At 66.2% G+C, this 9,780-nt stretch carries 13 protein-coding genes; 4 read left to right on the top strand and 9 right to left on the bottom strand.

Going from position 1 to position 9,780, the window contains the following annotated elements; all coding sequences use genetic code 11:
- Nucleotides 1–2 precede the first annotated feature (2 nt).
- The 3 genes from HMPREF2716_RS05705 to HMPREF2716_RS05695 all read left to right on the top strand — a co-directional run bounded on the left by HMPREF2716_RS05705 (nt 3) and on the right by HMPREF2716_RS05695 (nt 1,716).
- Nucleotides 3–230, top strand: coding sequence for a CopG family ribbon-helix-helix protein (locus HMPREF2716_RS05705; RefSeq protein ID WP_003083775.1), 228 nt, complete (start codon nt 3–5; stop codon nt 228–230).
- On the top strand, nt 227–508 hold the full coding sequence (parE, locus tag HMPREF2716_RS05700) for a type II toxin-antitoxin system toxin ParE (protein ID WP_023518248.1): 282 nt from the start codon (nt 227–229) through the stop codon (nt 506–508). Before HMPREF2716_RS05705 ends, parE begins: the two co-directional genes overlap by 4 nt.
- Before the next feature lie 299 nt (nt 509–807).
- A complete protein-coding gene (locus HMPREF2716_RS05695) occupies nt 808–1,716 on the top strand; it encodes a LysR family transcriptional regulator (RefSeq protein ID WP_003083769.1) in 909 nt (302 codons plus the stop codon).
- A gap of 31 nt (nt 1,717–1,747) precedes the next feature.
- Here the strand turns inward: HMPREF2716_RS05695 and HMPREF2716_RS05690 are convergent, their stop codons facing one another.
- The 7 genes from HMPREF2716_RS05690 to HMPREF2716_RS05660 form a co-directional block, all read right to left on the bottom strand.
- Nucleotides 1,748–2,158: an aegerolysin family protein gene (locus HMPREF2716_RS05690; protein ID WP_003101225.1), complete on the bottom strand. Its 411-nt coding sequence runs from the start codon at nt 2,156–2,158 to the stop codon at nt 1,748–1,750.
- Between the two features lie 179 nt (nt 2,159–2,337).
- Complete coding sequence (locus tag HMPREF2716_RS05685; RefSeq protein ID WP_003117208.1) at nt 2,338–3,072, bottom strand: GntR family transcriptional regulator; 735 nt, start codon at nt 3,070–3,072, stop codon at nt 2,338–2,340.
- Nucleotides 3,073–3,172: 100 nt separating this feature from the next.
- Nucleotides 3,173–3,859 carry a FadR/GntR family transcriptional regulator gene (locus HMPREF2716_RS05680; protein WP_003083762.1) on the bottom strand — a complete coding sequence of 229 codons (687 nt, stop codon included), beginning with the start codon at nt 3,857–3,859 and terminating at the stop codon, nt 3,173–3,175.
- A 48-nt stretch (nt 3,860–3,907) separates the two neighbouring features.
- Entirely contained in the window at nt 3,908–5,257 is a 1,350-nt protein-coding gene (locus tag HMPREF2716_RS05675) for a C4-dicarboxylate transporter DctA (RefSeq protein ID WP_003142411.1), read from the bottom strand.
- A 229-nt stretch (nt 5,258–5,486) separates the two neighbouring features.
- On the bottom strand, nt 5,487–6,074 hold the full coding sequence (locus HMPREF2716_RS05670; RefSeq protein ID WP_003119512.1) for a 2-hydroxychromene-2-carboxylate isomerase: 588 nt from the start codon (nt 6,072–6,074) through the stop codon (nt 5,487–5,489).
- A gap of 24 nt (nt 6,075–6,098) precedes the next feature.
- Nucleotides 6,099–6,827: an SDR family oxidoreductase gene (locus HMPREF2716_RS05665; protein WP_003083755.1), complete on the bottom strand. Its 729-nt coding sequence runs from the start codon at nt 6,825–6,827 to the stop codon at nt 6,099–6,101.
- 256 nt (nt 6,828–7,083) lie between these two features.
- Complete coding sequence (locus HMPREF2716_RS05660) at nt 7,084–7,557, bottom strand: winged helix-turn-helix transcriptional regulator (RefSeq protein WP_003083753.1); 474 nt, start codon at nt 7,555–7,557, stop codon at nt 7,084–7,086.
- Between the two features lie 131 nt (nt 7,558–7,688).
- Between HMPREF2716_RS05660 and HMPREF2716_RS05655 the strand changes: the two genes are divergently transcribed.
- Nucleotides 7,689–8,141, top strand: coding sequence for a GNAT family N-acetyltransferase (locus HMPREF2716_RS05655; protein WP_023518247.1), 453 nt, complete (start codon nt 7,689–7,691; stop codon nt 8,139–8,141).
- A gap of 39 nt (nt 8,142–8,180) precedes the next feature.
- On the opposite strand, the gene senC is transcribed toward HMPREF2716_RS05655, so the two are convergent.
- Entirely contained in the window at nt 8,181–8,816 is a 636-nt protein-coding gene (gene senC / locus HMPREF2716_RS05650) for a cytochrome c oxidase copper chaperone SenC (protein ID WP_003083748.1), read from the bottom strand.
- A gap of 25 nt (nt 8,817–8,841) precedes the next feature.
- Entirely contained in the window at nt 8,842–9,756 is a 915-nt protein-coding gene (gene cyoE / locus HMPREF2716_RS05645) for a heme o synthase (RefSeq protein WP_003083746.1), read from the bottom strand.
- Nucleotides 9,757–9,780 lie beyond the last annotated feature (24 nt).

Below are 9,780 nucleotides of genomic sequence, written 5' to 3'. Positions count from 1 at the left end.
AAATGAGCACCGTAGTCTCGTTCCGCGCCGATGACGCCCTGGTCGCGGCCCTCGACGAACTGGCCCGCGCCACCCACCGCGACCGCCCCTACCACCTGCGGCAGGCGCTCGCGCAGTACCTGGAAAGGCAGCAGTGGCAGGTCGCTGCCATCGATGAAGGCTTGGCCGATGCCAATGCCGGTCGCCTGCTGGAACACACCGAGATCGAGAAGCGCTGGGGGCTGCAATGAGCCTGAAGTGGACCCGCAAGGCGGCCGCCGACCTGGACGCCATCTACGACCATTACGTCGTGCTGATCGGCCCGGAAAAAGCTCTGAAAGCCGTTCAGGACATTGTCGAGCAGGTGAAACCGCTGCAGCAGGTAGCCAACCAGGGGGCAGGGCGGCCCAGCGAGGTGCCAGGCGTACGCACCCTGCCCCTGGAGCGCTGGCCGTTCAGCGCCCCGTTTCGGGTTAAAGGCAAGGAAATCCAGATTTTGCGCATCGACAGGATCGAAATTACCCCCTGAAAGTGGTCACACGGTTACAAGATGTTTCAAAATGAATATTTTCCTTGACTTGTACTGAGCAGCTTATTTCGGACAAAACATCCATAACTCACAAAAAATGGACATTTTTCGACCGGGCCAATGAGGGCGACCAACTTGCGACCACTGCGACCTGATTAGTTCTTTGGCTGACTCATGCTTCGCTCCCATACGCGTCCGTATTTTTCCGTAACCCGACGACCTCGCCCGCTGGGCATGCTTTCTCGCGCTTTTTCCGGTGATTTTTCCCCAGGCGCAGTCTCCCGCAAGGAGGAACCGGCATGGATTCGCTGAAAGGCATGGCGATCTTCGCCACTGTGGTGGACAAGGGCTCGATGGCAGCCGCGGCCCAGAGCCTGGGCATGACCCCTTCGGCAGTCAGCCAGCAGATCCGCAAGCTGGAGAGCCGCGCCCAGGTCACTTTGCTGCATCGCACCACCCGCCGGCTGACCCTGACCGAGGCCGGCGAGGCGTTCTATCGCAGTTGCGCGCAGATGCTGGCGATCGCCGAGGAAGCCGAGCGGCGGCTTGGCGAATGGCGCGATGCGCCGGTGGGTGAGTTGCGCCTGGCGGCGCCGGTGGGGTTCTCCGGCACGCTGATCACCCAGGCGCTGAAACCGTTGCTGGAGAACCACCGCCAATTGCGCCTGCAGCTGTTCTTCCAGGACGAGCGCATCGATCTGGTCGCCGAGCGCATCGACCTGGCGATACGCGTCGGCAATCTCGCCGACTCCAGCCTGGTGGCGCGCCACCTCGGCGATTGGAGCAGCGTGCTCTGCGCGGCGCCGGCCTATTTGCGCCAACGGGCGCCGATCAACCGTCCGGAGCAGTTGACCGAGGTCGACTGGATTTCCCTGAACACCTCGAACCACCTCAACCACCTGACGCTCAGCGGGCCGGGCGGGGAAGTCTGCAAACTGCGCCTGGAGCCACGGGTGGCCGCCAACGGGATGCTCGCGGTGCGTCAGTTCACCCTCGACGGACTCGGCGTGTCCTACCAGCCGCTGCCGGAGGTGCGCGACGCGCTGAACGACGGGCGCCTGCAACAGCTATTGCCGGAGTGGAGGATTCCCGGGCTCGGCATCTATGCGGTGACGCCACGGCGCGAGGCCCAGCCGGCCAAGGTGAAGGTCGCCATCGAGGCGCTGCGGCGAGCGTTCGCCACGGACGGGGATGAGCGCTGGAGCTGACCGACGGACTGCCGGCCAGCTCCAGGTACCGTCAGGAGAAGCGGCCGAGGGTCAGGGTGACCTCGCCGATGTCCGTGCCCGTAGCGTTGCCGCCGCTGGTGATGCCGGCATAGTCCGCCGATGCCGGCGTGAAGCTCCAGGTGTTGGTGGCGCCGGATTTCCACGGGTCATCCCAGCTGAAGGTGCCCATCTTGGTGTTGCCGTCGTAGCAGTCGAAGCTGCCCTGGGTGCCGGACGAAGCGTTCTCCCGTCCGCAGGAGGCGATCCATTGCGGGCTGCCGGCCTGCACGTTCATGCTGCTGACTTCCTCGGTGGAAATCTCGTCGTCCTTGTTGGTGTAGCGGTAGAACTTGCCCCATTGCAAGGTGGCGTTGCGGATGCCCACCGTGCCGATGGATTTGGATACCACGACCTTCACTGCGATCCATTCTGCGTATGCCATGTCGATCTCCGTTAACCATGCGTTCACAGCTTCCTGTAGGACGTCACGGACAGGACCGGGCGCTCACAACGGACCCTTGGCTACTTCGACCAGCACGGCGCCATCCCTGACCCGCTTCACTATAGGCTGGCCACCAGCCACCACCGCCTGCCAGATCTGCTAGGCGGCGGCCGGGGAGGTCAGGCCCTCCGGCGTTTTTCCCCGCGAGGGGCCTTCATGCCGAATGCCTCGCGCAGGTCGGTGGTGGGTGGCGGCAGGAAGCGCATGCGGGCGAACAGGCCTCGCAGGTAAGCGTCCATCAGCGCAGCCGCCGCCGCGCTGTCGCCGTCCTCCAGGGCATCGAGCAGGGCGCGCTGCGCGGCGCAGGCCTCGGCGGTATAGACCGCCCCCTTGTTCAGCGCGATGTCCAGCGAGGCGCGTGCCACCAGGCCACGGACGAAACCCTGCAGCAAGGGATTCTCGGTCAGTTCGGCCAGGCGCAGGTGGAAGCGCCCGGCGAGACGGATCAGCCCGGCGCTGTCGCGGGCCGCGAGGCAAGCCTGCTCCTCGTCGACCAGCGCCCGTAGCTCGGCAAGGGCGGCGGGATCCAGCCCCGCGGGCAGTTGCCGCACCACTTCGCTTTCCACCAGCAGGCGCGCGTCCAGCACCTGCCGCGCCTGGCGCTCGTCCGGGCGGGCGACGCTGGCGACCTCCTTCGGCGGCATCACCACCGCGCCGTCCTCGGCGAGACGGGTGAGGGCACGCTGGATGGTGCCGTTGCTGACCCGGAAGATCTGCCCGAGGGTTTCCTTGCTCAGCTTGGCGGCCGGCGCCAGGCGCTTTTCCAGGATTGCCGTGTAGATGCTTTCGTAGACGAAATGGCTGGTGGGGCGCAGCGCGGCGCCCTGCTGGGTACGTGCTTCGAATCCGACCATGTTCACACCTGTCGAGTCGTGCTTGTGGGCCTTCGCAGGCGGCGGACGAAAGCCGTCCGGGCGCCGCGACGGTCCCGGGTTGGAACCCTGGCGCGGGCGATCAGACCTGCGGCAAGCGCAGGTCGATGTTCAGGCGCGCGCCTTCGTTGAGGATGTGCTGGCGCATCGCCTGGCTCGCCCGCTCGCTGTCGTGCTGGCGGATCGCACGGAGGATGGCGTCGTGTTCCTGGAGGATCTCCTCGGCGTATTCCGGCTGGCGGCGCACCAGGTTGTCGCTGCGTTCCAGGGCGCTGCCGATCTGTTCGGAAACGCTGAGGAAGATCGGGTTCGAGGTGAGCTTCACCAGGCGCCGGTGGAAGGCCGTGTAGGCCTCAACCAGAGCCTGCGGGTCGCCATCCTCGACCGCTTCGCGCAGGTCCAGCAGCAACAGCCGCAGTTCGCTGATCTCCGCCGCCCCGGCGCTCTGCGCGACGATGCCGACGATGAACGGCTCCAGCGCATAGCGCAGTTGCAGGACGTCTTCCATGGTCGCCTCGCCGGGCGCCGCGACCTCGCGCAGCGGTTCGCTGCGTTCGAGGACCATCACGCCCTTGCCCGGCAGCGAACGGACCACGCCCAGGGTCTCCAGGACCATGATCGCCTCGCGCAGGCTCGGCCGGCTGATTTCCATCTGCTCAGCCAGCTCGCGCTGGCCGGGCAACATCTGGCCGGCGACCCAGCGACCCTGCTCGATGGTGTCGAGCAGGCGCTGGGCAACCGCGTTGACCAGCTTGGACGAAGAAAACATGTCGCCTCCCTTTACTTGCCAATCGGACGTGCAACGCGCCTCGGCGCGTCAGCCATGCAGCTTGCCTTCCCCGGCCACCGCGCTGCGCTTGAGCGGCTCGCCGTCGGCCTTGGCCGGCGCCTCCAGGCGCCCGTCGAGTATGGCCTGCGCGCGCGGCATATCGATGTCGTTTTCCCAGCGGGCGATGGTCACGGTGGCCACGCAGTTGCCGATCAGGTTGGTCAGCGCGCGGCCGATGCCCATGAACCAGTCCACCGAAAGCACCAGCACCAGGCCGGCCACCGGGATCGCCGGCACCGCGGTGAGGGTGGCGGCGAGGATCACCAGGGCCGAGCCGGGAATGCCGTGGGCGCCCTTGGAGGTGACCAGCGAAACCAGCAGGATGGTGATCAGGTCGGTCATCGCCAGCGGCGTGCCGGTGACGTGGGCGATGAACACCACCGCCAGGGTCAGGTAGATCGAGAATCCGTCGAGGTTGAACGAGTAGCCGGTGGGAATCACCAGGCCTACCGTGGAGCTGCGGATGCCCATGTGCTCGAGCTTGCGCATCACCTGCGGCAGCACCGCGTCGGAGGAGGCGGTGCCCATCACGATCAGCAGCTCTTCGCGGAAGTAGCGCAGGAACGGCAGCATGCGCACCCCGGAGAGACGCAGGACGCTACCGAGCACCGCCATGACGAAGACCAGGCAGGTGGCGTAGAACACCAGCACCAGCGCGCCCAGGTGGCTGAGCGAGTCGACGCCGTAGCGGGCGGTGGTGAAGGCCACCGCGCCGAACACGCCGAGCGGTGCCAGGCGCACGATCATGCCCATGATGCGGAACACGATGTGGCTGAATTCGTTGATCAGGCGGGCCACGCCGCTGGCCTGCTCGCCGACCAGGTTCAGGGCGCTGCCGAACAGCACGGAGAACAGCAGGACCTGGAGGATGTCGTTCTCGGCGAAGGCGCTGAACACAGAGGTCGGGATCAGGCCCATGAGGAATGCCACGGGGCCATGGATTTCCTGGGTGCGCCCGGTATACAGGGCGACGTCGCCGGCGGGCAGTTCGTTGAGATGGATGTTGGCGCCGCTGCCCAGGCCCAGGCTGTAGGCGACCACCAGGCCGAGGACCAGGGCGATGGTGGTGAGGATTTCGAAGTAGATCACCGACTTCAGGCCGATGCGGCCGACCTTCTTCAGGTCGCCGGCGCCGGAGATGCCGTTGACCACCACGCAGAAGACGATCAGTGCGATGAGCATCTTGATCAGCTTGATGAAGCCATCGCCCAGCGGCTTCATCTGCACGGCCAGGTCGGGAATGCCGACCCCGCAGATCACGCCTATCACCAGGCCAATCACGACTTGCAGGAATATCGAGCGGGAACAGCGCTTGATGAACATCGCAGGAGTCTCCATTCGGCGCTTCCATCGGGCCTCGCGGAGGCGGGCGATGAACGCATTTTTATTGTGGTATTACCGGTCTGACCAGTTCAGCCTATACGCAAAGAAGTCAGCCTGACAAGCCGCTATCGGCGGGCGCGACGAATGGCCAGGAACCACGGTCCGCGCGGGCCGCAGCCGGGACAAGGGCGCTCGGATGGCGCAAGGCGGCGGGCCAGAGCGGCTCGCCGCGGGGAAGGGGAGGTCAGCCGGCGAGGGCCTCGGCGACGAAATCGAGGCGATCCTGGCCGAAGAACAACTGGTCGCCGACGAAGAAGCTGGGCGCGCCGAAGACGCCGCGCCGCACCGCCTCTTCGGTGGTCGCCTTGAGCCCCTCCTTGACCTGCTCGTCGCCAACCAGGCGGAGGAACTCATCCGGATCGAACCCGGCCTCCGCCAGCACCTGGGCGACCACCTCGGGCTTGCCGAGGTTCTGCTGTCGTACCCACAACGCTTCGAACACCGCTTTCAGGTAGGGCTGGAACCCTTCGCCGCCGAGGTAGCCCTGGGCGCCGCGCATCAGCGTCAGGGTGTTGATCGGGAAGGCCGGGTTGAAGGCCAGTGGCACGCCGTAGCGTTTCGCATAGCGCGCCAGGTCGTGGAGGGTGTAGCGCCCCTTGGCCGGCACCTCGATCGGCGAATGGTTGCCGGTGGCCTTGAACACGCCGCCCAGCAGCATCGGCCGCCAGGCGATGCTCGCGCCATGGGCGGCGGCGATGCGCGGCAGTTGGGTCCAGGCGAGGTAGGTGGTGGGACTGCCGAAGTCGAAGAAGAACTCGATTTGCTTGCTCATGCGTGGCTCTTTCCGTGGCGGGGATCAGAAGGTTTCCATCCAGGGGCGCAGGTCCAGTTCGTGTACCCAGCAGTCGCGCGGCTGGCAGTGGATCTGCCAGTAGGTCTCGGCGATGTGCTCGGGATCGAGGATGCCGTCCTGCTCCTTGCGCTTGTACAGCTCGGGCAGGGTTTCGCGGATGAAGTCGGTGTCGATGGCGCCGTCGATGATCGGGTGGGCGACGTGGATGCCCTTCGGCCCCAGCTCGCGCGCCATGCTCTGGGCCAGGGCACGCAGGGCGAACTTGGCGCCGGAGAACGCGGCGAAATGCGCGCGTCCGCGCAGCGAGGCGGTGGCGCCAGTGAAGATGATCGTTCCGCGCTGCCGCGGCAGCATCACCCGCGCCGCCTCGCGGCCGGTGAGGAAGCCGCCGAAGGCGGCCATCTCCCAGACCTTGCGATAGACCCGTTCGGTGGTTTCGGTGATCGGGAACCAGACGTTGGCGCCGACGTTGAAGATCACCGCCTCCAGCGCACCGACCTCACCCTCGATGCGGGCGAAGAGGTCGATCACCTGCTGCTCCTGGCGTGCGTCGCAGCCGCAGGCCAGGGCCTCGCCGCCTTGGTCGCGGATGGCCTGCACCAGCGGCTCCAGCTTCTCCGCGTTGCGCCGGGCGACGCACGCCACGTAGCCCTCGCGGGCGAACCGCCGGGCGATGGCGCCACCGGTGGCGTCGCCGGCGCCCATTACCAGAACCGCTTTGCGCTGGGTCATTGCAGAGGCCTCTCTTATTAGTTCTTTTTTAGAACCCAATAGCGACGATAGTCAGTTCTTAAAAGGAACTTGTCAACTGGCAAGGGCTCGAGTGATATCCGCGCACCAATTACTCTGCCTGTCCTGGCCTGCCCGGCACGTCCTCTCCCTGAAGAGCGGGGACCGGTCGGCGGAGCCTGGTACGACAGCGTCCTTCCTGCCGTAACGCCATCGGCGTTTATCCGCCGATTCGCGTCGGCGGCCAGGCCTGGAACGCTCAGCCGCGCCGCAGCAGGCGCCCCTTCCAGAACAGCCCCTCGCGTACCGTCACGTCCCGCGCGTGCAGCGGCTCGCCGCATTCGGAACAGACCAGCACGCCATGCATGTGCTGGCCGCAATGCTTGTGCACATGCTCGAGTGGCGGCCCCTCGACGCCGGCGAGGTGGCGGTCGCCCCAGTTCACCAGGGAAAGGATGGCCGGGTACAGTTCCATCCCTTTCTCGGTAAGCCGGTATTCCTCGCGCAGCGGCCTTTCCTGGTAGGGCACCTTGGCCAGTATCTCCGCTTCGACAAGGCGCTTGAGGCGGTCGGCGAGGACGTGACGGGTCACGCCGAGGCTGCGCTCGAAGTCGTCGAAACGGCGCACGCCGAGAAAGCAGTCGCGCAATACCAGCAGGGTCCAGCGATCGCCGAGGATCGCCAGCACCCGCGCCAGCGAACAGGGTTGTTCGCTCAGTTCTTCCCAACGCATGAGACACCTCCAGCCGTTCGGCAAAGGATAGTCGCGTGGGTTCTGAAACGAAACCGACCGGCCACGCCTTTCCAGCGGCCCGCCGCCCGTGGCATAACCGCGTTCCTGTCTCCTGTCCCGGAATCCCGACCATGTCGCTCGACTGGACCTGCAAGCACCACGCCGACCTCACCCTGAAGGAACTCTACGCGCTGCTGCAATTGCGCACCGCGGTCTTCGTGGTGGAACAGAAATGCCCCTACCAGGAAGTCGACGGCCTCGACCTGGTCGGCGATACCCATCACCTGATGGCCTGGCGCGACGGCCAGTTGCTCGCCTACCTGCGCCTGCTGGACCCGGTTCGCCACGAGGGCCAGGTGGTGATCGGCCGGGTGGTCAGTTCCTCGGCCGCGCGCGGCCAGGGGCTTGGTCATCAGTTGATGGAACGCGCGCTGCAGGCGGCGGAGCGCCTCTGGCTGGATACCCCGGTGTACCTCTCGGCCCAGGCCCACCTGCAGGCCTACTACGGCCGCTATGGCTTCGTCGCGGTCACCGAGGTCTACCTGGAAGACGACATCCCGCACATCGGCATGCGCCGGGCCTGAGGCCCGGAGCGCCGCGGACGGTGGAGGGAGGGAAGGGAATCAGGCCTGCGGCTTGAGCACGCCGGGCAGTTGGGCTTCCAGCTTGGCGTTGTTCAGCGGCGCTCGGATGAAGCCGTGCTGCTCGCCGTCCGGGCCGATGATCACCAGGTTGCCGCTGTGGTCGACGGTGTAGTTGGGCTTGCTGGTGTCGGCGGGGATGTAGGGGATGCTCATGGCGTTGGCCAGCTTCTGGATGTTCTCCGGAGTGCCGGTGAGCCCCTGGAAGCCGGCGTTGAAGTAGCCCAGGTATTGCTTGATCTGCTGCGGCGTGTCGCGGTTCGGATCGACGCTGACGAATACCACCTGCAGGTCGTCGCGCACCTCCTGCGGCAGCTTGCCCTGCAATTCGCGGAGCTGGGCGAGGGTGGTCGGGCAGACATCGGGGCAGAAGGTGTAGCCGAAGAACAGCAGGTGCCAGCGACCCTTGAGACTGGCAGTGCTGACCGCCTGGCCGTCCTGGTTGGTGAACTCCAGCGCCGGCACCTTGCGCGTCTGCGGCAGGATCACGATGCCGGCGTCGAGCAGCACGGTGGGATCGGCCTGGCGCTGGGCGGTGAGCACCTTGTGCACGGTGAGGCCGAGGACCAGGGCGACCAGGGCGACGAGGACGAGGACGGTCTTGTTGACTCGAGTCATGGGTGGGCAAGGCTCTAGAGTGGGATCAGAGAAGCAGCTTCAGCGGCAGATAGTGGTCCACCAGCAGCGCCATGAACAGCAGGAACAGGTAGACGATAGAGTACTTGAAGGTCTTTATCGCCGCATGTGGCCGGCTGTCACAGTAGAGCGCCCAGGCCCAGTCGAGGAAGCGCGCGCCCAGGGCCAGGGCGCAGAGCAGGTAGACCAGCCCACTCATGTGGATGACGAACGGCATCAGGCTCACCGCGAACAGCACCAGGGTATAGAGCAGGATGTGCAGCTTGGTGTAGCGCTCGCCGTGGGTCACCGGCAGCATCGGGATGTCGGCCTTGGCGTATTCGTCCTTGCGGTGGATGCAGAGCGCCCAGAAGTGCGGTGGGGTCCAGGCGAAGATGATCAGTACCAGCAACAGCGGCTCGGCGCTCAGGTGGCCGGTGATGGCGACCCAGCCGAGCAGCGGCGGCGCCGCCCCGGCGAGCCCGCCGATGACGATGTTCTGCGGCGTGGCGCGCTTCAGGAAGCCGGTGTAGAGCGCCGCGTAGCCGAGCAGCGAGGCGAGGGTCAGCCAGGCCGTCAGCGGGTTGGTGAAGGCCAGCAGCACGGCCATCCCGGCCAGCGCCAGGAGCAGCGCGAAGCCCAGCGCCATGCTCGGCGACACCCGGCCCTCGGCCAGCGGCCGCTTGTGGGTCCGCGCCATGATCGAGTCGATGCGCCGGTCCACCACATGGTTGACCGCCGCCGCCGCGCCGGCACAAAGGCCGATGCCGAGGTTGCCGAAGATCAGCACCTGCCAGGGCACGAAGCCATCCAGCGGCGCCTTGGTGGCGAGCAGCATGCCGATCAGCGAGGTGATCAGCATCAGCACCACGACCTTGGGCTTGGTCAGTTCGAGGAAGTCGCGCCAGGTCGGCTGGCTGTGGCGATCGATGACGGTGGCCATATCCTTACCTCCATCCTTCTGTCT

This window comes from Pseudomonas sp. HMSC076A11 (assembly GCF_001810205.1).
Classification (GTDB): domain Bacteria; phylum Pseudomonadota; class Gammaproteobacteria; order Pseudomonadales; family Pseudomonadaceae; genus Pseudomonas; species Pseudomonas aeruginosa.
The sequence above is the reverse complement of the archived record's forward strand: the minus strand, read 5'-3'. Positions and strand labels throughout refer to the sequence as shown.

Coding starts and splice junctions, on each gene's coding strand:
- cyoE (WP_003083746.1), bottom strand. CDS start 9,756: ATGGCCACCGTCATCGATCGCCACAGCCAGCCGACCTGGCGCGACTTC.
- HMPREF2716_RS05670 (WP_003119512.1), bottom strand. CDS start 6,074: ATGAGCAAGCAAATCGAGTTCTTCTTCGACTTCGGCAGTCCCACCACC.
- HMPREF2716_RS05695 (WP_003083769.1), top strand. CDS start 808: ATGGATTCGCTGAAAGGCATGGCGATCTTCGCCACTGTGGTGGACAAG.
- HMPREF2716_RS05655 (WP_023518247.1), top strand. CDS start 7,689: ATGTCGCTCGACTGGACCTGCAAGCACCACGCCGACCTCACCCTGAAG.
- HMPREF2716_RS05675 (WP_003142411.1), bottom strand. CDS start 5,257: ATGGAGACTCCTGCGATGTTCATCAAGCGCTGTTCCCGCTCGATATTC.
- parE (WP_023518248.1), top strand. CDS start 227: ATGAGCCTGAAGTGGACCCGCAAGGCGGCCGCCGACCTGGACGCCATC.
- HMPREF2716_RS05660 (WP_003083753.1), bottom strand. CDS start 7,557: ATGCGTTGGGAAGAACTGAGCGAACAACCCTGTTCGCTGGCGCGGGTG.
- HMPREF2716_RS05690 (WP_003101225.1), bottom strand. CDS start 2,158: ATGGCATACGCAGAATGGATCGCAGTGAAGGTCGTGGTATCCAAATCC.
- HMPREF2716_RS05665 (WP_003083755.1), bottom strand. CDS start 6,827: ATGACCCAGCGCAAAGCGGTTCTGGTAATGGGCGCCGGCGACGCCACC.
- HMPREF2716_RS05705 (WP_003083775.1), top strand. CDS start 3: ATGAGCACCGTAGTCTCGTTCCGCGCCGATGACGCCCTGGTCGCGGCC.
- senC (WP_003083748.1), bottom strand. CDS start 8,816: ATGACTCGAGTCAACAAGACCGTCCTCGTCCTCGTCGCCCTGGTCGCC.
- HMPREF2716_RS05680 (WP_003083762.1), bottom strand. CDS start 3,859: ATGTTTTCTTCGTCCAAGCTGGTCAACGCGGTTGCCCAGCGCCTGCTC.
- HMPREF2716_RS05685 (WP_003117208.1), bottom strand. CDS start 3,072: ATGGTCGGATTCGAAGCACGTACCCAGCAGGGCGCCGCGCTGCGCCCC.